The 21,366-nt window shown below is 64.6% G+C and carries 17 protein-coding genes; 6 read left to right on the top strand and 11 right to left on the bottom strand.

Annotation, left to right across the window (positions count from 1 at the left end; all coding sequences use genetic code 11):
* Positions 1-267 precede the first annotated feature (267 nt).
* The 3 genes from AC56LH_RS08580 to AC56LH_RS08570 all read left to right on the top strand — a co-directional run bounded on the left by AC56LH_RS08580 (position 268) and on the right by AC56LH_RS08570 (position 5,743).
* Entirely contained in the window at positions 268-2,769 is a 2,502-nt protein-coding gene (locus tag AC56LH_RS08580; RefSeq protein ID WP_499645554.1) for a PAS domain-containing hybrid sensor histidine kinase/response regulator family protein, read from the top strand.
* Positions 2,770-2,800: 31 nt separating this feature from the next.
* Positions 2,801-4,246, top strand: a complete 1,446-nt coding sequence (locus tag AC56LH_RS08575) for an NAD-dependent succinate-semialdehyde dehydrogenase (RefSeq protein ID WP_499645553.1) — start codon at positions 2,801-2,803, stop codon at positions 4,244-4,246.
* A 153-nt stretch (positions 4,247-4,399) separates the two neighbouring features.
* On the top strand, positions 4,400-5,743 hold the full coding sequence (locus AC56LH_RS08570) for an ATP-binding protein (protein ID WP_499645552.1): 1,344 nt from the start codon (positions 4,400-4,402) through the stop codon (positions 5,741-5,743).
* A 331-nt stretch (positions 5,744-6,074) separates the two neighbouring features.
* Here AC56LH_RS08570 and AC56LH_RS08565 read toward each other — a convergent pair whose 3' ends face one another.
* The 7 genes from AC56LH_RS08565 to purU form a co-directional block, all read right to left on the bottom strand.
* Positions 6,075-7,577, bottom strand: coding sequence for a tripartite tricarboxylate transporter permease (locus AC56LH_RS08565; protein WP_499578443.1), 1,503 nt, complete (start codon positions 7,575-7,577; stop codon positions 6,075-6,077).
* A 6-nt stretch (positions 7,578-7,583) separates the two neighbouring features.
* Positions 7,584-8,048, bottom strand: coding sequence for a tripartite tricarboxylate transporter TctB family protein (locus AC56LH_RS08560; RefSeq protein WP_499578441.1), 465 nt, complete (start codon positions 8,046-8,048; stop codon positions 7,584-7,586).
* 187 nt (positions 8,049-8,235) lie between these two features.
* Positions 8,236-9,210, bottom strand: coding sequence for a tripartite tricarboxylate transporter substrate binding protein BugD (locus tag AC56LH_RS08555; RefSeq protein WP_482898865.1), 975 nt, complete (start codon positions 9,208-9,210; stop codon positions 8,236-8,238).
* Positions 9,211-9,461: 251 nt separating this feature from the next.
* A complete protein-coding gene (locus AC56LH_RS08550) occupies positions 9,462-11,774 on the bottom strand; it encodes a xanthine dehydrogenase family protein molybdopterin-binding subunit (protein WP_499645551.1) in 2,313 nt (770 codons plus the stop codon).
* Complete coding sequence (locus tag AC56LH_RS08545; protein WP_499645550.1) at positions 11,771-12,796, bottom strand: FAD binding domain-containing protein; 1,026 nt, start codon at positions 12,794-12,796, stop codon at positions 11,771-11,773. The genes AC56LH_RS08550 and AC56LH_RS08545 overlap by 4 nt, the downstream gene beginning before the upstream one ends.
* Positions 12,793-13,317: a (2Fe-2S)-binding protein gene (locus AC56LH_RS08540; protein ID WP_499645549.1), complete on the bottom strand. Its 525-nt coding sequence runs from the start codon at positions 13,315-13,317 to the stop codon at positions 12,793-12,795. Before AC56LH_RS08540 ends, AC56LH_RS08545 begins: the two co-directional genes overlap by 4 nt.
* Before the next feature lie 105 nt (positions 13,318-13,422).
* Positions 13,423-14,316, bottom strand: coding sequence for a formyltetrahydrofolate deformylase (purU, locus tag AC56LH_RS08535; protein ID WP_499645548.1), 894 nt, complete (start codon positions 14,314-14,316; stop codon positions 13,423-13,425).
* Between the two features lie 112 nt (positions 14,317-14,428).
* Between purU and AC56LH_RS08530 the strand changes: the two genes are divergently transcribed.
* Positions 14,429-14,920, top strand: coding sequence for a GNAT family N-acetyltransferase (locus AC56LH_RS08530; RefSeq protein WP_499645547.1), 492 nt, complete (start codon positions 14,429-14,431; stop codon positions 14,918-14,920).
* Positions 14,921-14,922: 2 nt separating this feature from the next.
* Here the strand turns inward: AC56LH_RS08530 and AC56LH_RS08525 are convergent, their stop codons facing one another.
* Entirely contained in the window at positions 14,923-15,381 is a 459-nt protein-coding gene (locus AC56LH_RS08525) for a hypothetical protein (RefSeq protein WP_499645546.1), read from the bottom strand.
* Positions 15,382-15,633: 252 nt separating this feature from the next.
* On the opposite strand from AC56LH_RS08525, the gene AC56LH_RS08520 reads away from it, so the two are divergent.
* A complete protein-coding gene (locus AC56LH_RS08520; RefSeq protein WP_499645545.1) occupies positions 15,634-16,308 on the top strand; it encodes a PEP-CTERM sorting domain-containing protein in 675 nt (224 codons plus the stop codon).
* A 16-nt stretch (positions 16,309-16,324) separates the two neighbouring features.
* Here the strand turns inward: AC56LH_RS08520 and AC56LH_RS08515 are convergent, their stop codons facing one another.
* Both AC56LH_RS08515 and AC56LH_RS08510 read right to left on the bottom strand, forming a co-directional pair.
* A complete protein-coding gene (locus AC56LH_RS08515; RefSeq protein ID WP_499645544.1) occupies positions 16,325-16,858 on the bottom strand; it encodes an ankyrin repeat domain-containing protein in 534 nt (177 codons plus the stop codon).
* A gap of 58 nt (positions 16,859-16,916) precedes the next feature.
* Positions 16,917-18,125: an MFS transporter gene (locus tag AC56LH_RS08510; protein WP_499645543.1), complete on the bottom strand. Its 1,209-nt coding sequence runs from the start codon at positions 18,123-18,125 to the stop codon at positions 16,917-16,919.
* 107 nt (positions 18,126-18,232) lie between these two features.
* On the opposite strand from AC56LH_RS08510, the gene AC56LH_RS08505 reads away from it, so the two are divergent.
* A complete protein-coding gene (locus tag AC56LH_RS08505) occupies positions 18,233-19,162 on the top strand; it encodes a LysR family transcriptional regulator (RefSeq protein ID WP_499645542.1) in 930 nt (309 codons plus the stop codon).
* Positions 19,163-19,191: 29 nt separating this feature from the next.
* Here AC56LH_RS08505 and AC56LH_RS08500 read toward each other — a convergent pair whose 3' ends face one another.
* Positions 19,192-21,345 carry a TonB-dependent receptor domain-containing protein gene (locus AC56LH_RS08500; RefSeq protein ID WP_499645541.1) on the bottom strand — a complete coding sequence of 718 codons (2,154 nt, stop codon included), beginning with the start codon at positions 21,343-21,345 and terminating at the stop codon, positions 19,192-19,194.
* Positions 21,346-21,366: the final 21 nt, after the last annotated feature.

Below are 21,366 nucleotides of genomic sequence, written 5' to 3'. Positions count from 1 at the left end.
TTGAAATGGTCTTGGTACATACAGCCGGAAATTCGGTGGCGAATTGTCGCATGATTAATAAATTGATGCGTGCCGTCCTCTGCGGCGCCGTTGCGTCGGCGGTACTGCTGAGCGTAACTGTCCAACGCGCACGCCTGAATTGTGCAAGAATTCTGAAGGTCATTGATGTCGCTTCACACTACATATTTACATGCGCCAACGTAATCACATGCTCGTCAACCGTCGCCCTGCGCCCATCACCCTGTCACGTGTCACCGAGGAAGGGGCGTGAGCGCGGCGCACGCCGACATCGCGGCATTCGACTGGCATGGGACCCCACTGGGTGCACGCGCAGACTGGCCCGCGGCACTCGAAGCCGTCTTCGGCATGATGCTGGCAACGCCGGTGGCGATGTGCGCCACCTGGGGTCCTGAGCAGACATTGCTGTACAACGCGGCGTATGTGCCGTTTCTCGGCAAACGCCATCCGGGCGCACTGGGGCAGCCACTGCCCGACGTCTGGTCGGAAATATGGGATGACATCGGTCCGCTGGTGGCGCGCGTGATGGCTGGCGAAGCGGTGAGTTTCACCGATCTGCCGCTGGTCATGACGCGCAGTGGCTATGAAGAAGAGACGTGGTGGTCGTTCGCGTACAGCCCGCTACGTGACAACGGCCACATTGCTGGCTTGCTCAATATCGCCACCGAAACGACGGCCGGGGTTGTCGCCGCCAGAGAGCGCGATGCGGCGCAGAACCAGCTCATCAAGCGCAATATCGCGCTGGAGCAGGAGATTGTCGCGCGCAGGGAAGCGGCCAGCCGGCTTGCCACTGTCATCGAGCACCTGCCGGTGGGCATCTGCCTGTTCGACATGGATGGGCAAGCCATCCTGAATAACCCGGTGTTCCGTACTTTTGTCCCCGATTTCTCGCCAGCGCATTGCCTGCAGCGCGCCTGGGAACACTGGCGCGGCTTCGACGCGCAGGGCCGCTTGCTGGCGCCCGACGACTATCCGAGTGCGCGCGCATTACGGGGCGAGCTCGTCACGCCGGGCGACGAATTTCTGCGGCGCGCGGTGGACGGCACGGAAACCTGGGTTGCCGTCAGCGCCGTTCCGCTGATCGATAGCGCCGGCGCGCAGGCCGGCATCATCCTGGTGTTCGATGACATCGACCAGCGCAAGCGGATACTGCTCGATCTCGAGCGCCAGGTGGCCGAGCGGGCGCAGGATCGCAATGCGCTGTGGACGCTGTCGTCGGACATCATGCTGCGCTGTACATTCGACGGGGTGATCACGGCCACCAATCCGGCCTGGTCGGCCGTGCTGGGCTGGCGCGAGCACGAGCTGGTCGGCTCGAATCTGTTCGACCTGATTCATCCGGACGATATCGCGCATACGATTGCCGGCGCGCGGGAATTGTCGGAAGGGATCGGCCATCAACGGTTCGATAACCGCTACCGCCATCGGGATGGCAGTTATCGCTGGATCTCTTGGTCGACGCGTGCACATGACGCGATGATCAATGCGGTGGGCCGCGACATCACGCGCGACCAGGAGCAGCTGGCCGAACTCGAGGCGATGCAGAACGCCCTGCGCCAGAGCCAGAAAATGGAAGCGGTGGGCCAGCTGACCGGCGGCCTGGCGCACGATTTCAACAATCTGCTGGCCGGTATTTCCGGCGCCCTGCAGCTGATGCAGATGCGTATGCAGCAGGGCCGCTTCAACGAGTTCGAGCGCTATATTGCGACGGCGCTGGGCGCGTCCAAGCGGGCTGCAGCTTTGACCCATCGCCTGCTGGCGTTCTCGCGCCAGCAAACCTTGACGCCCAAGCCGACGAACGTGAACCGGCTCGTCACCGACATGCAGGAACTGGTCCAGCGCACGGTGGGGCCGGCCGTGCGGATCGAGGTGGTGTGCGTTGCCGATGCGTGGCCGGCGCTGGTCGATGCGTCGCAGCTCGAAAATGCGCTGCTGAACCTGTGCATCAATGCGCGCGACGCCATGCCCGATGGTGGGGCGATCACGGTCGAAACGGCCAACAAATGGATCGACGAGCGCGTCGCGCGCCAGCAGAATATGGCAGAGGGCCAGTACCTGGCCCTGTCTGTCAGCGATACGGGCGTGGGCATGGCGCCGGACGTCGTGGCGCGCGCGTTCGAGCCGTTCTTTACGACCAAGCCGATCGGCCAGGGTACGGGTCTCGGGCTGTCGATGATCTATGGGTTCGCGCAGCAGTCGGGCGGCCAGGTCCGCATCTATTCTGAAGTGGGGCAGGGCACGACCGTGAGAATCTATCTGCCGCGGCATTACGGCGCTGGCGCCACGGAGCTGGAGCCTGACATCGCGGCGCCCACCGCGCTGACGCAGTCGGGGCAGGTAGCGACGGTGCTGGTCGTCGACGATGAGCCGACCGTACGCATGCTCGTCATCGACATCCTGCAGGATCTCGGCTTTGGCTGGATCGAGGCGGCCGACAGCGCGACAGGGCTCAAGATGCTGCAATCGGATGCGCGGATCGACCTGCTGGTCACGGACGTGGGGCTGCCCGGCGGCATGAACGGACGCCAGATGGCCGATGCGGGGCGTGCAGTGCGGCCCGGGCTGCAGGTCTTGTTCATCACCGGCTACGCGGAGAATGCGGTGCTCAATAACGGCTACCTCGATCCGGGGATGGCGGTGCTCACCAAGCCGTTTTCGATGGAGGCAATGGCCGCGCGCATCCGTTCGATGGCCGAGGCGGGCGCCGTCGAAGCGGTGGGGTCCTCTGCAGGGAGTCGCCATCCACGGTAAGATTGTCGTCCTTACCACAGGACCACTTACCATGACGACTTCCAGCTACCCCGATACCCGTCTCCTCATCGCCAACGAATGGCACGACGCCAGCGGCGGCAAGACCATCCCAGTGATCAATCCGGCCACCGGCCAGCCGATCGGCAAGGTTGCCCACGCCAGCATCGCCGACCTCGATCGCGCGCTGGCCGCGGCCCAGAAGGGCTTCGAGACCTGGCGCGCCGTGCCTGCTGCCGAACGCGCCGCGATCATGCGCCGCGCCGCGACGCTGCTGCGCGAGCGCGCCGGCGACATCGCGCGCCTGCTGACGCAGGAGCAGGGCAAACCGCTGGCCGAAGCCAAGGGCGAGGCCCTGGCCGGCGCCGAGATCATCGACTGGTTCGCCGCCGAGGGCATGCGCGTGTATGGCCGCATCGTCCCGTCGCGTAATCCGGCTGCCCAGCAGCTCGTGCTGAAAGAGCCGGTCGGCCCGGTCGCCGCGTTCACGCCCTGGAACTTCCCGATCAACCAGATCGTCCGAAAGCTCGCGGCAGCGCTGACCACCGGCTGCTCGTTCCTGTGCAAGGCGCCGGAAGAAACGCCAGCTTCGCCAGCGGCGCTGCTGCAGTGCTTCGTCGATGCCGGCCTGCCGCCGGGCGTCGTCGGCCTGGTATTCGGCGATCCGGCCGAAATTTCGGGCTACCTGATTCCGAGCCCGATCATCCGCAAGGTGACGTTCACCGGCTCGACGCCAGTGGGCAAGCAACTGGCCGCACTGGCCGGTGCGCACATGAAGCGCGCGACGATGGAGCTGGGTGGTCACGCGCCGGTCATCATCGCCGAGGATGCCGACGTGGCGCTGGCCGTCAAGGCGGCCGGTGCGGCCAAGTTCCGTAATGCCGGTCAGGTGTGCATTTCGCCCACCCGCTTCCTCGTGCATAACGCCGTCAAGGCCGAGTTCACGCGCGCGCTGGTGCAGCACGCCGAAAGCCTCAAGCTGGGCGACGGCATGGCCGATGGCACGACGCTCGGGCCGCTGGCCAATGCGCGCCGTCTGGATGCGATGGCCAAGGTGGTCGACGATGCGCGTGCGCGCGGCGCCACGGTGGCAACGGGCGGTGAACGCGTGGGCACCAGCGGCAACTTCTTCGCGCCGACCATTCTGGCCGACGTGCCACTGGACGCCAGCATGTTCAACGACGAGCCGTTCGGCCCGATCGCCGGTATCCGCGGTTTCGACAGCCTGGAAGACATGATCGCCGAAGCCAATCGCCTGCCGTATGGCCTGGCCGGTTATGCCTTCACGCGCTCCATCAAGAACGCGCAGTTGCTGATGAACCGCGTCGAAGTGGGCATGTTGTGGATCAACCAGCCCGCAACGCCAAGCGCCGAGCTGCCATTTGGCGGCATCAAGGATTCGGGCTACGGCTCGGAAGGCGGCCCCGAAGCGCTGGAATCGTATCTCAATACGAAGGCCGTCTCGATGGTGGGCGTGTAAAGGCAAGTGTCGCGCTGCGGCTTGATCAGGTGTCACAATTTGTAGGACAACGCCCCGTCGTGGCGGGTTATAATTCGGCCCGCCACCGGCTTCTGCAGTCTTCAGATGCCACTGATCTCTGTAGAGTGACACCATGATCTTTCCTCAGCGCGCATGACGCAGGCCATCCTGACGCTCAATGTCGATACCGAATTTGACGTGATTGCTGCGCGCCAGCGTGCGCGTCAGATTGCTGGCGCGTGCGGCTTCGGTTCGGTCGACCAGGCACGCATCGGCACGGTCGTGTCCGAGCTGGCGCGCAATATTTTCAACTATGCTGGCGCCGGCTCGGTCTCGTTCGTGGCCGAAGGCGCAGTGGCGCCGCAGCATCTTTCCATCACGTTTGCCGACCGCGGACCCGGCATTGCCGATGTCGGGCACGTCCTGTCCGGCACGTACCGGTCGACGTCGGGCATGGGCGTCGGCATCCTGTCGGCGCGCCGGTTGATGGACCAGTTCGACATCGCCAGCGGTCCATCCGGGACCCGGATCACGGTCGGCAAGCGCTTTCCGGCCAACACCGGTTTCATCAGCGCCGACAGGTTTAGTCCTCTCGTGGCGCAATTCGAGACGCTGCCCAATCACGCGGCCTTGTCGGAAGCGCGGCACCAGAATCGTGAACTGGCCGACGCCCTTGGCGCGTTGCAGGCGCGGCAGGAAGAGCTGCAACTCGTCTCGACCCGTCTGGAAGAGCGCAACCGCAATATCGAAGCACTGAACGACCTGCTGGATGATAAGGCCGAGGCGCTGCAGAAAGCCGATCGCAGCAAGGACGAGTTTCTTGCCACGCTCAGCCACGAGCTGCGCGGGCCGCTGTCGGCGGCCGGCATGGCCGCGAGCATGCTGCTGCCCGACGGCGTCTCGTCACAGCGCGCCAATCAGATGGGTGAATTGATCCGGCGCCAGGTCACGCACATGAGCCGGCTGGTCGAAGATCTGCTGGACGTCTCGCGCGTGAGCCGCGGCCTGGTCCAGCTGGAAAAAGCGCCGGTGGAACTGGCCGACGTGATCGCTGCGGCGCTCGAGCAGGTGCAGTCGGCAGCAAACCAGAAGCGGCATCGCATCGAACTGGCATCAGGCGCGTCCAGCCTGCTGGTGCTGGGCGACCGCACGCGCCTGATCCAGGTAGTGAGCAATCTGCTGACCAACGCGATCCGCTATACGGACAGTGGCGGCGCGATTCAGGTCGCGCTCGAAAGACGTGGCCTGATGGCAGCGCTGCGCGTCACCGACAATGGCATGGGCATCGCCCCCGAGCTGATGCCGCGCCTGTTCGACCTCTACGTCCAGGCCGAACGTTCAGCCGACCGCACCGGCGGCGGCCTCGGCCTGGGGCTGGCCCTGGTCAAGAACCTGGTCGAAGCCCACGACGGTACCGTCACCGCCGTCAGCCCAGGTGACAACCAGGGCAGTACCTTCACCCTCCTCCTGCCCCTGCACACCGACCGCCGCGCATAACCCCATCGCTTGGCCACAGCCCCGACGCCAGACCCAATTAGGGTCAGAGTCGAATTGTTGAGCAATAAATCTCCCTACATGGCCGGTTTGCAATGCCGTCAGGCAGCATTCCGCGCAGCCATTGCTTTCCAATTGGGGTCGGAGTCAGATTGTTTGACAACATTGAGGAATTGCCCAATAAGTCGACTCTGACCCTAATTGTTCAACCTAAGTGTTCAGTATCTGTAGGCTAGGGTTGGTTTTGTTAGGGCGTATACGGAAGCCGCCCGGGCCGGCCTTGGGGCCGGCGCCGGGCGGCGCGGGTGGTACGGGTCGATGCTGGATTAGTGCATCAATCTTCCTGGAAGGCTTCTTCGCGTTTCTTGCGCAATGAAGGCAGCAGGACGACGATCATGGCAGCAGCGGCCAGGCCGAGCATGACGCCCGAGATCGGACGCTCGATGAAGACCATTGGATCGGCGCGCGAAAGCAGCAGCGCGCGACGCAGGTATTCTTCCATCATCGGGCCGATGATGAAACCGAGCAGCATCGGCGCGGGCTCCAGTTCGAGCTTCGCGCACAGGTAGCCGAGCAGGCCGAACAGCGCCATCAGGTAGACGTCGAAGGTGCTGTTGTTCAGGCTGAACACACCGATCGCGCAGAACATCAGGATGGCCGGATACAGCATCTGGTACGGCACCATGATCATGCGCACCCAGATACCGATCATCGGCAGGTTCAGCACGACGAGGAACAGGTTACCGACCCACATCGAGACGATCAGACCCCAGAACAGGCCAGGCTGCTCGGTCATGACGGCAGGCCCAGGCTGGATGCCCTGGATGATCATTGCGCCGATCATCAGTGCCATCACCGGATTCGACGGAATGCCCAGCGTTAGCATCGGGATGAACGAGGTCTGTGCACCCGCATTGTTCGCCGCTTCCGGCGCCGCAACGCCTTCGATGGCGCCCTTGCCGAAGTTGGCAGCGTTTTTCGACACTTTCTTTTCGAGCGAGTACGACGCGAACGAGGCCAGCATGGCGCCGCCGCCCGGCAGGATGCCCAGCAGCGAGCCCAGGCCCGTGCCGCGGATGACCGGCCACATGATGCGCTTGAAGTCTTCCTTGTCGAGCATCAGCCCGGTGACTTTCTTCATCACCAGATTGCGGTCTTCGTTGTGCTCGAGATTGCGGATGATTTCGCCAATACCGAACATGCCCATTGCGACGATGACGAAGTTGATGCCGTCAGCCAGTTCCGGCATGTCGAAGGTGTAGCGCGCTGAACCCGAATTGACGTCGGTGCCGACCACGCCCAGCAGCAGACCGAGCAGCACCATGCCGATGGCCTTGAGCAGCGAGCCACTGGCCAGAACGACCGAAGCGACCAGACCCAGCACCATCAGCGAGAAGTATTCGGCAGGGCCGAATTCAAGCGCCAGGTCTGCCAGGGGCGGCGCTGCCACGGCCAGCAGGATCGTGGCGACGGTACCGGCGAAGAACGACGAGATCGCCGCAGTCGCCAGCGCCTTGCCGGCCTGACCGTTGCGGGCCATCTGGTAGCCGTCCAGTGCCGTCACCACCGACGAGGATTCACCGGGCAGGTTGACCAGGATGGCGGTGGTCGAGCCACCGTATTGTGCGCCGTAGTAGATACCGGCCAGCATGATCAGCGCCGACTCCGGTGGCAGGCCGAACGTGGCCGGCAGCAGCATGGCGATGGTGGCGATCGGGCCGAGGCCCGGCAGGACGCCCACTGCGGTGCCGACGAACACGCCGACCAGGCAGTAGAACAGGTTTTGCATGGACAGGGCCGTCTCGAGGCCCAGTGCGAGGTTACTGAAAAGTTCCATAATTATTTAGTTCCCACCGAGCCAAGGGCCAATGATCGGCATCGGCAAGCCAAGCAGCTTGACGAACAGACCGACTGCAAACAACGTCATGCCCACGGCCAGCGCGAGTGACTTCTTCAGATCGAATTTATCGCTGGCGTACGCGCTGATCAGGATCAGCAGGAAGCCTGCAGGCACCAGGCCCGCATTGCGCACCAGGAAGCCGAACAGCAGCACGGCGGCCAGCACGATCGTCAGTTCGCGATAGTAGATGCGGCCGATCGCTTCGCCAGGACGGAAGAACGAGCGCACGAACGAGGCAACGCCGATCAGCGAAAGCAGGGCGCCCAATACGATCGGGAAGTAGGCCGGACCCATGCGGCCGGCACTGCCCATTTCATATTCCTGGCCGATGATCACGGCGCTCAGACCGAAGAATAGAAAGACAATGCCGCTCCAGAAGTCTTTCGGATGGCGTATAAATGCTGGCACGGTGGTGGTCCCCTTTATTGTGTTGCAGATGCGGTGATGCAGATGCAGTGGTTCGAAAAGCGTGAATGCAGCTCACTGATGCGGCCCCGCGCAACGACGATGACAACCGCGTCGGCCGGGCTGCAGATGCGACGACGCCGCACCGCAGCCGGACAGGCCGGCGCGGCGCGAGCTCGTCAATGAGGCATCAGTCGGCGAAGGCGCCGGCTTTCTTGATGATCGGACCCCACAGGTCGATCTGCTGTTTCAGGTGCGTGCGCAGGGCTTCCGGCGTCGCTTGATTGGCCGGGACCGGCTCGGTGCCCAGATCGGCAAAGCGCTTGACCACGTTCGGATCACGCAGCGCGGCGCGCAGTGCGTTCGACAGGGCGTCGACGGTTGGCTTCGGCGTGCCTTTCGGCGCGTACAGGCCGTGCCAGACACCGACTTCGAAGCCTGGCAGGCCAGCCTTGTCCAGCGTCGGCAGGTTCGGCAGCGACGCGACCGGGGTCTTGGTCGTCACGCCGTAGGCCTTGATCTTGCCGCCCTTGATCTGGCTGGTGGTGTTGGTGGTCTGGTCGCACATGAAGTCCACCTGGCCGCCCAGCAGGTCGTTCATCGCCGGACCGGTGCCCTTGTACGGCACGGTAGTCAGCTCGACGCCCATTGCGGTCTGCAGCAGCATGCCGCACAGGTGCGATGCCGAACCCAGGCCCGCGTGCGCGTAGGTGACCTTGTCCTTGTTGGCTTTCACGTACGTGATCAGCTCTTTCATGTCCTTGGCCGGGAAGTTCGCCTTGGCGACGACCGTCATCGGCACATCGGTGATCAGGCCGATCGGCTCGAAGCTGGTGATGGCGTCGTACGGCAGCTTGCGGTACAGCGCTGGCGCGGTCGACTGGCCGATGTGGTGCAGGAACAGCGTGTAGCCGTCGGGTGCGGACTTGGCGGCGCGTGCCGCACCGATGGTGCCGCCGGCACCGCCGACGTTCTCGACGATGATCTGCTGCTTGAGCGTGGTGCCCATCGATTGCGCGACGAGGCGTGCCACGGTGTCGGTCGGGCCGCCGGCTGCAAACGGCACGATCATGGTGATGGTCTTGGTCGGATAAGCCTGGGCATGGGCCAGGCCCGTGCCGAAAGCGGTCAGGCAGGCGGCTGCGCACAGCATCTTGAGCTTCATGGTGTCGTCCTCGTATCTCGTTCTTGGTGTGGTTTTGCAGCCGGCACTATTTCTGTGCCGTGCTGTCGTGCGGCGTTGTCTTACGCACCAGATGTTTTACCAGCAAACATATTGATGTGCAACTACGTGGAAATACGTATGTGGTATGCATGACGCTGTTTCCGGTAAAAACGAAACCACAAAAAAACGACGTTCCGGACGTAAAAACGCCATCCGAAGATGGCGTCCTTGGTGACTGCAGCGCCGTACTGTCAGACCGGCGGTTGAACGGGGAGTTCCTCGTCGCCCATCAGCAGCTTTGCCGGCGTCATCGGCGTGGTGCGCAGGCGCGTGCCGGTGGCGTGGAAGATGGCATTCGAGATCGCGGCCGCCACGCCCACGATGCCGATCTCGCCCACGCCCTTGGCGCCCAGCTGCTTGCTCACGATGCGGTCGTCTTCTTCCACGAAGATGACGTCGATGTCGTGGATGTCGGCATTGACCGCCACGTGGTACTCGGCGAAGTTGTGGTTCATGAAGCGCCCGTACTTGTGGTCGGTATGGGTTTCTTCATGCAGGGCCTGACTGATGCCCCAGACCACGGCGCCGCTGATCTGGCTGGCCGCGGTCTTGGCACTGATGATGCGCCCGGCGGCGATCGCGCTGACCACGCGCGACACGCGTACCATGCCCAGCTTTTCGTTCACGCGCACTTCGCAGAACACGGCCGAGTGCACAGCGCGTGCGTACTTGCGCTGCTTGAGCATCTGCGGCGTCATGAAGTATTTCTCTTCCACCTGATCCACGCCCGCATTGGCCAGCACCTGGGTCAGTTCCACGCGACGCGACGGATCGGTTTTCAGGAACACGGCGCCATCGCCAAACTCCACGTCGCGCATGCGCGCCTTGGCCAATGGCGAATTGTCCATCTTCAGCGCCATTTTCAGCAGTGACTTCTTGAGCTTTTCGCAGGCGCCATGCACGCCCGAGCCCACGGTCGTCACGTGCGACGATCCGCCCTCGATCGGCGCCATCGGCAGCGTCGAATCACCCAGCTGGAACGTCACCAGTTCCATCGGCAAGCCCATGGCTTCGGCGGCGATCATCGACATGACGGTGTAGGTGCCGGTGCCGATATCGGTGGCCGCGCTGCTCACGACCAGGCGGCCGTTGCTGTGCATGACGGCACTGACGCGCGCCACCATCACCATCGCATCCCAGATGCCGGTCGCCATGCCCCAGCCCACCAGCTCGTCACCGTCAGGCATCGAACGTGGTTCGATCGGACGCTTTTCCCAGCCAAAACGCTCGGCGCCCTGACGGTAGCACTCGCGCAGTTCCTTGCTCGAGAACGGCTTGTCCTCGATCGGCGAGGTGTCCGTGTAGTTCTTCAGGCGCAGTGCCAGCGGATCCATCTTCAGTTCGTAGGCCAGCTCGTCCATCGCCACTTCCATGGCGTGCACACCATGGGCGGCGCCGGGGGCGCGCATGTCCAGCGGCGTGAAGCGGTCATTCGCGACTACCTGGTAACCGAGCTTGATGTCGGTGCACGCATACAGCTGCCCCGACCAGTTGACGATCACTTCGACGTAATCTTCGAGACGCGAGGTTTCCTGGATCGCTTCGTGCCAGATTGCCTTGAGCGTGCCGTCCGGCGCCGCGCCCAGACGGATCCGGTGCCAGGTCTCCGGGCGGTGGCCAAAGCTGAACATCTGCTGGCGCGTCAGCACGACACGCACCGAGCGCTCCAGCTGCAGCGCGCCCATCACGGCCAGCGGCAGCTGGTACTGCGGGCGCAAGCCGGAGCCAAAGGCGCCGCCCACGTACGGGTTGCGCACCGTGACCTCGTCGCTCGACAGGCCAAAGCCATGCGACACATACCAGCGGCTGTTCTGCGAACTTTGCGTCTTGTCGTAGACGGTCAGGTGGCCGTTTTCAGCGCGAATCACGGTCGAAGCGAACATCTCCATCGGATTATGGTGTTCCACGCCGTTGTAGTACTGTGAATCGACCCGCACCTCGGCCGCATCAAAGGCCTTCTCGCCGTCGCCGATCGAGCTTGGCGGTACGAAGCCGGCCTTCATCTTGCGCGGTTCATAGGCCTGATCGAGGCTTTTCAGCAGGTTCGTTTCGTGCGGATCGACATCGTAATGCACGCGCACCAGCGAGGCGGCGTAGCGCGCCGCTTCGAAGGTTTCGGCGAGCACCAGCGCCACCGGCTGGCCGCTGTAGAAGATCTCGTCCGAGAACAGGGGACGGAACGGCGAGCCGGCCGGGGCCGTCATGTCTTTCCAGGCCAGGTCGAACGAGCGCATCTTGGGACGGTTCTCGTGCGTCATGACCGAAATCACGCCCGGTACGGCCAGTGCTTCGGTCGCGTCGATGCTGGTGATGCGGCCCTTGGCGACGGTGCCGCTGACGACCACGCCGTAGGCCAGGTCGGGGGCAAAGTATTCGGCGGCGTATTGTGCTTCGCCGGTGACCTTGGCGCGGCCATCGATGCGCGAGATCGGCATGCCGCTTTTCACGCGGCCGGTGCCGGCCGGCGCGCTCGGGGCGCGCAATTCTGGAATCAGGTCGGTCATTCTTGTTCTCCTTGTGCATCGAGTCCGCGGGCATGGTCGGTGCCACGCGCGGCGGTGGTCAAGGCTTGCACGATGGCGTTGCGCGCCAGCGGCAGCTTGAAGTCGTTTTGGCCAAAGCCTTGTGCGCCTTGCAGGATGGTCTCGGCGGCCTGCAGGAACGCTGCTTCGCCGACCGCCTTGCCAACCAGCGCTTCTTCGGCTGCTTCGACGCGCCATGGCTTGTGGGCCACGCCGCCAAGCGCGATGCGCGCGGCGCGGATCGTGCCGTCGGCATCGAGGTCGAGCGCAGCAGCGACCGACACCAGTGCAAATGCGTACGACAGTCGATCGCGCACCTTGATGTAGGCGCTGTGATCGATGAAGCGGTCGGCTTCCGGCACGGTGATGTGGGTGATCATTTCGCCCGGCTGCAGCGTGTTGTCGATCTCGGGCGTGTCGCCCGGCAGGCGGTGGAAGTCGGCAAACGGAATCTCGCGCGCGCCGCTCATCGAGCGCACGTGGACCGTCGCGTCGAGCGCGCGCAGGGCCACGCACATGTCCGAAGGATGGGTGGCAATGCAGCTCTCGCTGGTGCCGAGGATCGCCAGCTGGCGGTTCAGGCCATCGCGCGCCGGGCAGCCGGTGCCGGGTTCGCGCTTGTTGCAGGCGGTGCCGACGTCGTAGAAGTAGACGCAGCGGGTGCGTTGCATCAGGTTGCCGCCGTTGGACGCCATATTGCGCAGTTGTGGCGAGGCGCCGGCCAGAATGGCCGTCGACAGCAGCGGATAGCGTTCGCGCACCAGCGGGTGGTAGGCGGTATCTGCGTTGCGGGCCAGGGCGCCGAGCATCAGGCCGCCGTCCTGCTCTTCCACCTGGTCCAGGCCCAGGTTATTGATGTCGACGACGCGTGACGGCTTCATCACGCTTTCCTTCATCAGGTCGAGCAGATTGGTGCCGCCGGCGATCGGGCGGGTATCAGGATCGAGCAGGGCGGCCAGCGCCGCATCGATGTCCGTGGCTTGGGTAAAGGCGAACGGGTTCATGACAGCACCGCCCCGGTCGTGAAGCCTTCGGTCGTCTTTTTGGTGTCGCGCATGTCCAGCATCTTGACGACCGCATCGGCGATTTGCGGGTAAGCCCCGCAGCGGCACAGGTTGCCGCTCATGAGTTCGCGCACATCATCGCGCGTGGTGGCCTGGCCTTCGCTGATCAGGCCCACGGCCGAACACAGCTGCCCCGGCGTACAGTAGCCGCACTGGAACGCGTCGCAATCGATGAACGCCTGCTGCAGCGGATGCAGGTCGTCACCGGTGGCCAGGCCCTCGACGGTGGTGATCTCTCGGCCGTCCTGCATGACGGCCAGCGTCAGGCACGAGTTGATGCGCTTGCCGTCCACCAGCACGGTGCAGGCGCCGCACTGACCCTGGTCGCAACCCTTCTTGGTGCCGGTCATGCCTGCGCGCTCGCGCAGCAGGTCGAGCAGCGTTACCCAAGATTCGACGTTGAATTCGCGGTCCTGGCCGTTGATGCGCAGGCGCACCGGATGCTGCTGTTGATGTTCCATGTTCTTCCCCTCTGTGAGAAGGTATGAACATAACGTCCTGTTACATTTGCGACGGTTAGATAACGCACCTACATTAAGTATAAGTCAACATTGTTGACAGTGTCATTACGGCCCGCGGAACACGACGGTCTTGTTGCCGTCCACAAACACGCGGCGCTCGATGTGAAACTTGACCGCGGTGGCCAGTGCCAGGCATTCGTTGTCACGCCCCACGCGGGTGAGCTGGTCGACCCGGTAGTTGTGGTCGACGCGCGTGAGCACCTGTTCGATGATCGGGCCTTCGTCCAGGTCGGGCGTGGCGTAGTGGGCCGTTGCACCGATCAGCTTGACGCCCCGGTCGAACGCCTGCTGGTATGGCTTGGCGCCCTTGAAGCCGGGCAAAAACGAGTGGTGGATATTGATGCACTTGCCGGCCAGGCGACGTGCCAGCCCATCGGACAGGATCTGCATATAACGCGCCAGGACCACGAGTTCGGAGTCGGTTTCATCGACGATTTCCAGCAGGCGCGCCTCTTGCTGCGCCTTGTTGTCCCTGGTCACCGGTAAAAAGATGAAGCGGATTCCTTCGCGCTCGACCATCGGGCGCAGGTCGAGGTGATTCGACACCACGGCCGTGATCGACAGATTGAGTTCGCCCGTGCGGCGCCGGTACAGCAGGTCATCGAGGCAGTGATCGGTCTTCGAGACCATGATTACCGTGCGCACCGGGTCGAGCGGATCGTAGATTTTCCAGCCCATGTCCAGTCGCGTGGCGACGATGCTGTCGAATTCGGCGCGGATGGCGTCGATGGCTGGCGATTGATCTTGCTGGCGAAACACGGCGCGCATGAAGAAGCGCGCGGTGGAATCGTCGTCGAACTGTTCGAGTGCGCAGATATAGCAGTCGCGTTCGGCCAGGAAGGTCGCGACCGCCGCGACGATGCCGATGCCGGCCGGGCAGCTGGCGTGGAGGATGTATTCGGGGCGGGTTGACGGCGTGACGTCGCTGGTGCTGCGCATGCTTGTTCCTGTCGGTGATGAGTCGATGTTGTCAAGACAGCTAGAATGCGCGATGCCACGACGGGCGTCAAGCGCATGCTACGATGCGCGTTTTTTCGCTCGCATACCACCCATGTCCACCTCCGTGCGCCCGATGCTGCCTGCCGATCTCGACGCCGTGCTGCGCATCCAGGCTGCGTGCTATCCGGCCGCGATGCAGGAGCCGGCAGCGGTTCTCGCAGCCCGGATGGCGGTGGCGTGCGATACCTGCCTGGTCGGTAGTCACCAGGGCAGTGTGCGGGGCTACCTGTTTGCCTATCCGTCACGCCTGGGGCCGGTGACGGACCTGAATGCACCGTTCACACCAGCGCGCCAGCCGGATACGCTGTACCTGCACGATCTGGCGATCGACCCGTGCGCACTGGGGCGCGGCCTGGCGCGCGCGCTGGTCGACGATGCGTTGCGTCTGGCGCGCACGCTGGGACTGGCGCATGCGGCGCTGGTGTCGGTGCAGGACAGCGCACGCTTCTGGCAGGCACTGGGCTGGCGCGCTGCAGCGACCGACGATGCCGGCCTGGACACCTATCCGCCCGGCGCGCTGTACATGGTGCGCACGCCCGCCTAGTTTTATTGCACCCGGCGTACCTTGGCCGAGCTGTTGCCGCCATCGACTTTCAGGAACAGCGTACCGAACAGGTTGCGCTCGATCGTCACCGGTGCATCCTTCTGGCGCGGGAGGACGGCGTCGCTGCCGTCGATGATGCGCCAGACCTGGCCATTGGCCAGGCGGATCTGTGAGCCGGGCCCCCAGCCGTCGAAGTCGCCCACGACCGTGCTGCGGATCGACGCCGGCTGCGCTTCGCGCTCCTTGGCCGCTTCCATGCCGAAATTCTGCTCCGGGGTGCGCGCCGGAGCAGCAGCCGCAGCCGTCCGAGCGACGCCGACGGGAATCGCGTCGTAGCAGGCCACGCGTGTGGCGGTATCAGGCAGGGCGCGGCACTTGAGCAGCGCGGCATCGTCGGCAAGCGCGGTGCTGCTGGCAACCAGCAGGGCAAGCATGAGGACGGGCAGGGGCAGGGCGTTCATCGGGGTCCTTCGGGTAAGTGGAATCGCGCCCCGGCTTCGGGGCGCCCACGATTATAGGGGATGTGCAAGGCGGCCGTGACCATGGCACTGGCCATTGCAACTGTGACATGCTTTGTCGGGGAATTTGACACCCGGATTGCCCTGACTACGCATCCATCATAAATGTTGTTTGGAATCAATGGGATGCTGACGTGGAATGTACAGGCGCGATTCTTGCTGAAGTACCGTAGGAACTTTCCGAGGAGATCACTGATGACGCGCATTGTCCCCATCGCCGCATTTCGTGCCACATTTTTTGCCACATTGCTTGCCACATTGTTTGCCGCTACCCTGGCGCTACCGGCCCAGGCCGCGGTCACGTACAGCTGGCAGCAAGTGAGCGCATCCAGCTCGATGCCAACTGGCCTGAACCTGGAGCTGGCGTTCTCCGAACAAGCGGTCGCCGCCGGCTCGCTGTACCTGAATATCCGCAATGAATGCGATCTTGGTCCGCCATGCATCGATCCACAGTCCAGCCTGCTCTCGTTGCGCTACTGGTTCGACCATCCTACCGTCAGCGGCCAGCACAACCTGATCGACTATGGTTACCTGACCCCGCCGCGCAATTATTACGACCGGATCGTCATGGATCTGACGTTCCTGCCCGGGGGTATGCTGGGCGGCAGCATCTTCGCGTCAGATGGCAATTCGGATTTCCGGATGGCGAGCCAGGGCGGATTGTTTACCGTGGTTGACGCCAATAGTGACGAGCCGTTCGGCTGCGGTCTGCAGTACCCCGACTGCAGTGGCGCCAGCGGCATGCTGGTATCTGCTGCGCAGAACGTAACCGAGGTGCCGGAGCCGGCCACGGGCGCCATCCTCGGGCTCGGTCTGGTTGCAGCCTGGTGCGCGCGCCGCCGCCGGCGTACGGCGCGCGGCGACGCCTGACAGCCGGGCGTCGCCGTCAGTTGGCCGGCGCCAGCAAGGCGGCGGTGTCGGTGGCGCCCATCTTCAGCGCTGCATCGTAGGCCGTCACGCCGGACGCGTCGCGCGCGGCCGGGTCGGCGCCGCGCGCCATCAGCAGTTCGGCGATGGCGACCCGGTTGAACATCGCGGCGAACATCAGCGCGGTCCGGCCCGACGGACCGGTCACGTCCGGCATTGCGCCGTTGTCGAGGAGCAGCGTCGTGATGGGCAAGTCGCCCTTGAATGCAGCGCCGTGCAACGGCATTTGCCCTGCATCGTTGATCGTGTGCGGATCGGCGCCGTGCTCGAGCAAGACACGTGTTGCGTCCAGATGGCCGTGGTAGCTGGCCAGCATCAGCAGGGTGTCGCCTTTTTCGTTGCGCAGGTTCGGCGGCAGGCCGCGTGACAGGAAGGCAGCGAGGTGATCGGCGTCGCCTGAGCGCGCGTACTGGAACATATTGCGCGCCATGTTCAGCGCGGCCTCGTCCAGCTCTGCTTTCGTCGGCGTTGCCTCGTGGTCGTTGGTGTGCATTGCATGCTCCGGATCGAAATAAAGGTTGATTAAAACATATCTCAATCCGGCGCGTGGTCTACACGCTCTGGCGTGCGGCCCCATGCCTGGTGGATTCATGGAGCCAGACTGGCAGCGCCAGCGCCGGCAGCAGCACCCCGACCAGCAGCGCCGCGTGCCAGCCGTGGGCGGCGTACACCCAGCCGCCCAGCGCAGAACCCAGCGCGCCGCCGGCAAAGAACAGCGCGAAGTACAGGCCATTGAGGCGACTGCGCATGTCGGCGCCCAGCGCGAACAGCGCGCGCTGACCCAGCACCAGGTTGGCGGCCACCGCAGCGTCCAGTGCGATGGCGGCCACTGCCAGCAAACCGAGCGCGACCGGCTTGGACGACGGCGCAAACAGGGGCAGCAGGAAACTCAGCGCACCCACCACGAGCGCGACGGCGGTGGCTGTCAGCGTGTGGCCGGCATCGGCCAGGCGGCCGGCCACCGGCGAGGCCACGGCGCCGGCCATCCCGACCAGCGCAAACAGCGCGATGCCATTTTGCGTGAGGCCAAACGCCGGGCCGGCCAGCGCCTGCGGCGCGACGGTCCAGAACAGGCTGAATGCGCCAAACAGGCCGGCGTGATACAACGCGCGCCGGCGCAGCACCACGGTCGTGGTCAACAGCGGCCACAACGAGCCGATCAGGCGGCGGTACGGTTGCGTCGCCGTCGGCTGGCGCAGCGGCAACTTAATATGCAGCAGCACGGCCAGCAGGGCGACCAGCGCAGCGGCGATGCCAAACACGGTTTGCCAGCCACCCAGCCCGGCGAGCACGCTCGCGACCGGGCGCGCCACCATGATCCCGAGCAGCAGGCCGCTGACGACCTTGCCGACGACCTGGCCGCGTGTCGCCTCCGGCGCCAGATGGGCGGCAAAAGGCACCAGCACCTGGGCCACGACGGCGCCCAGGCCGATGGCCAGCGCGGCCAGTAGAAACGCCCATGCCGTGGTGGCGGTGGCCGCGACCACCAGTGCGCCGCTCGTGACAAACAGGCCGGTGACGATCAGGCGCCGGTTTTCCAGCAGGTCGCCCAGCGGCACGATGAACAAGAGTCCCAGCGTGTAGCCGATCTGGGTCAGGGTGACAATCAGACCAGCTGCTGCGGGCGGCAAGCCCAGCGCAGCGCCGATCGGGCCGACCAGCGGCTGCGCATAATACAGGTTGGCGACGATGATGCCGGCGGCGGCCGCCAGCAGCATGACCGTGCCGGACGAGATGGAGGGTGATTTGGGGGTATTCATGGCGAACTCCATGGGATTGGTGAGGTAATGCCGCCATGGTAGGCAATGTGCGCGCAAAGATAATCAGGGCATAATGCCCTTATACCATTCACTTTATATGAACAATCATGGACAAGGTGAAAGCGATGCAGACGTTCGTGCGCATCGTCGAGGCGAACAGTTTCACGCGGGCTGCCGAGTCGCTCGACCTGCCGCGTGCGTCGCTGACGGCCACGCTGCAGAATCTCGAGCGCTATCTGGGCGCCCAACTCCTGCAGCGCACCACACGCCGGCTGTCGCTGACGCCCGAGGGCGAGCGCTACTACGCGCACTGCAGCGCCATCCTGGCCGCCATCGATGACGCCGAAGCCGACTTTCTGGGCGAGCAAGCCGGCCGGATGCAGGGCCGGCTGCGCATCGATCTCCCCGGCTCGCTGGGCCGCGCGATCGTGCTGCCGCGCATTGGCGAATTTCGCCAGGCCTATCCGGCGCTCGACCTGACCATCAGCATGGGCGACCGCCTGGTCGACCTGACCGCCGAAGGCATCGATTGCGCATTGCGGGTAGGCGACTTGCCCGACTCGAGCCTGGTGGCGCGCCGGATCGGTCTGATGCGCTTCGTGATTGCCGCCACGCCCGGCTACCTGGCGGGACGCGGCACGCCTGCGACGGTCGCTGAATTGGGCCAGCACGATGCGATCGTGCATTTCTCGGGCCGCACCGGGCGCGCCTTCGAGTGGACGCTCGCAGGGGAAGATACCGCGGAGGGTGTAGTGCGTGTGGCCATCGATGGCGGCCTCGCCGTCAACGACGCCGAAGCCAACCTGCTGTGCGCGCTGCAGGGACTGGGCCTGGCGCAACTGGCACGCTACCAGGTGCGCACGCATGTGGCGCAAGGCGCGCTGGCCGTGGTGCTGCCCGCCCTGTGCCCGACACCGATGCCGGTGTCCCTGGTGTACCCGCGCGGCCGCATCGCCAATCCGCGCCTGCAGGCGTTTGCCACCTGGCTGGCGGGAGTGTTCGAGGCCGACCCCGACCTGCGCCTGGCGCAGGACTAGCGTACGACACGCGCCGGGTCAGCCGATGCTTAGAAGTCCACGTTCATCGACAGCCACAGGCGGCGTCCGTCGAAATTGTTGACATACACGCTGCCGTAGGTCGGCGCCGCTGCCGGCGCCGTGCGATATGGCCGGTAGTCGATGAAGTCCTTGTCCAGCAGATTGTAGATGGCGGCGTTCAGTGTGATGGCGGGCGTGACCTGGTAGCTGGTGCCAAGGTGCAGCATCGTGTAGCCCTTGAAGTCGCCCAGCGCCTCGCTGGCCGCACGGGTCGCGGCCGACGTCCCCGGATCGCGGAAGCGCTCGCTGCGGTATTCGGCGCGCAGCCACGTGTTCCAGTCCGGCGACACGTCCCAGGTCAGGCGCGCGTTGAACGCGTGCTTCGGCGTGTCGGACAGCGGCTTGCCGGCATTCTCGCCGCTTTCCTGTTCGCTGTCGGTGTACGTGTAGTTGGCGCTGGCGGCCCAGCCCGCGGCCAGCGGGAAGCGCGTGGCAAATTCGATGCCGCGCGTGACGGCCTCGTCGACGTTGATCGACTGGCCGAAGGCATCGACGTTCGGCCAGTTGCCGAAGCTGACGCAGCCCGGCCGGTTCGGCGCCGGGCGGTAGGTGCAGTTGATGAGGCCAGTACCGCTGGTGATCTTGTCCTTGAAATCGTTGTTGAAGACCGTGGCATTGGCGGTCCAGCCGGCGCCATTGTCGAAATAGGCACCCAGTTCGGACGTGACGCTGGTTTCGGGCTGCAGGTTCGGGCTGCCCACGAGCGGGATCGTGCCCTGACCACCGAAGCCGTTGATGCCTGGCGTGAGCTGCTCGACGCGCGGGGTCTTGTAGCCCTTGCTCACGCCGCCCTTGACGGTCCAGCGGGGCGAGGCGCTCCAGACCAGGTAGCTGCGCGGGCTCGTCTGGCCGCCGAAGATGCTGTGGTCGTCGTAGCGCGCGCCGACCGTCAGCGACAGGCGCTCGTGCAGGCGCCATTCGTCTTCCACGAACAGTGCTTTCTGCGTGAACGCGAACGCTTGCGGCGCGACGCCGTCGATCATTTCGGCGTCCCAGTGCTGGGCGCCGATGGTGGTCAGGTGCTCACCCCACGGCACCAGCAGCTTGGTGTCGAACACCTTGCTCTCGACTTCCAGCGTGCGGGCAGTGCCCGGCGTCGCGCCCGGCGTACCCGGCGGAATCGTGCGGCCGATGGTTTCCGTATTGTTCACCATATAGCTGCTGTCCCAGGTGCCGAACGGCAGGCGCGCCTTGTACGACAGCGTCGTCTGGTCGCGGTTGTAGTTCTGCTCCGGCCCGTAGCCGCCCGTGCCCAGCGTGCCAAGCTGGCCGCGCGTGTTGTCATACGTCTGGCGCGTCCTGTCGGCGTCGAGCATGAACTCATGGTTGCGGTGCGGGGTGAACGCCAGGCGCGCACCCAGGTTGTCGATCTGCTGCTTGACCGGGTTGGCGTTCTGCGTCAGCGGCCGGGCCGGGTTGATCTCGTCATACGCAATGTTTGCCTCGTCACGGCGCAGCGTGCTGCCGCGCAGCGACAGACCCAGCACATCGGCCGCAAGCGGGCCGCTCAGGTAGAACTTGGCGCCCTTGAGGTCGCCGAATTGCGCGTCTTCCTGCAGCGTGTAGTCGGCCGCCACCGAGCCGGCCCAGCGCTTGCCGACCTTGCGCGTGATGATGTTGATCACGCCACCCATCGCGTCCGAACCGTACAGCGTCGACATCGGACCGCGGATGATCTCGATGCGCTCGATGGCGCTCACCGGCGGCATGAAGCTGGTCGAGGTACCGCCGAAGCCATTCGGCGTGACGTTGCCGGCCGCGTTCTGACGCCGGCCGTCGATCAGGATCAGCGTGTAGTCGCTCGGCATGCCGCGGATGCTGATGTTCATGCCACCGGTCTTGTCGCCGGACGCGCCGACGTCGATGCCTTCCACGCTCTCGAGCGCCTGCGCCAGGTTGCCGAAGCGCTCTTTCTGAAGTTGCTCGCGGGTCAGCACCGTGATCGATGCGGGGGCTTCGCGAATCGTCTGCTCGAAGCCGGACGCCGTCACGACCACGGTGGGCATCGTCGCGGGCACGTCATCAAGCATCGCGTCAGCAGCGAAACCGGCAAGCGGCATGGCGCCAATGGCCAGGCTCAGTAGGGTGCGGGCAAACTGCGGGGCAGGCAAACGGTGGGTCATTGTTCAGGCATCCTTTTTATC

Source organism: Telluria sp. LT1R51-2 (assembly GCF_059685775.1).
Note: the sequence above shows the minus strand (reverse complement) of the source record. Positions and strands in the feature narration are given on the sequence as shown.

Bases quoted from the DNA above. Each gene is read 5' to 3' on its own strand.
- AC56LH_RS08575 (WP_499645553.1), top strand. From the start codon at position 2,801: ATGACGACTTCCAGCTACCCCGATACCCGTCTCCTCATCGCCAACGAA.
- AC56LH_RS08570 (WP_499645552.1), top strand. From the start codon at position 4,400: ATGACGCAGGCCATCCTGACGCTCAATGTCGATACCGAATTTGACGTG.
- AC56LH_RS08565 (WP_499578443.1), bottom strand. From the start codon at position 7,577: ATGGAACTTTTCAGTAACCTCGCACTGGGCCTCGAGACGGCCCTGTCC.
- AC56LH_RS08555 (WP_482898865.1), bottom strand. From the start codon at position 9,210: ATGAAGCTCAAGATGCTGTGCGCAGCCGCCTGCCTGACCGCTTTCGGC.
- AC56LH_RS08550 (WP_499645551.1), bottom strand. From the start codon at position 11,774: ATGACCGACCTGATTCCAGAATTGCGCGCCCCGAGCGCGCCGGCCGGC.
- AC56LH_RS08545 (WP_499645550.1), bottom strand. From the start codon at position 12,796: ATGAACCCGTTCGCCTTTACCCAAGCCACGGACATCGATGCGGCGCTG.
- AC56LH_RS08540 (WP_499645549.1), bottom strand. From the start codon at position 13,317: ATGGAACATCAACAGCAGCATCCGGTGCGCCTGCGCATCAACGGCCAG.
- purU (WP_499645548.1), bottom strand. From the start codon at position 14,316: ATGCGCAGCACCAGCGACGTCACGCCGTCAACCCGCCCCGAATACATC.
- AC56LH_RS08530 (WP_499645547.1), top strand. From the start codon at position 14,429: ATGTCCACCTCCGTGCGCCCGATGCTGCCTGCCGATCTCGACGCCGTG.
- AC56LH_RS08525 (WP_499645546.1), bottom strand. From the start codon at position 15,381: ATGAACGCCCTGCCCCTGCCCGTCCTCATGCTTGCCCTGCTGGTTGCC.
- AC56LH_RS08520 (WP_499645545.1), top strand. From the start codon at position 15,634: ATGACGCGCATTGTCCCCATCGCCGCATTTCGTGCCACATTTTTTGCC.
- AC56LH_RS08515 (WP_499645544.1), bottom strand. From the start codon at position 16,858: ATGCACACCAACGACCACGAGGCAACGCCGACGAAAGCAGAGCTGGAC.
- AC56LH_RS08510 (WP_499645543.1), bottom strand. From the start codon at position 18,125: ATGAATACCCCCAAATCACCCTCCATCTCGTCCGGCACGGTCATGCTG.
- AC56LH_RS08505 (WP_499645542.1), top strand. From the start codon at position 18,233: ATGGACAAGGTGAAAGCGATGCAGACGTTCGTGCGCATCGTCGAGGCG.
- AC56LH_RS08500 (WP_499645541.1), bottom strand. From the start codon at position 21,345: ATGACCCACCGTTTGCCTGCCCCGCAGTTTGCCCGCACCCTACTGAGC.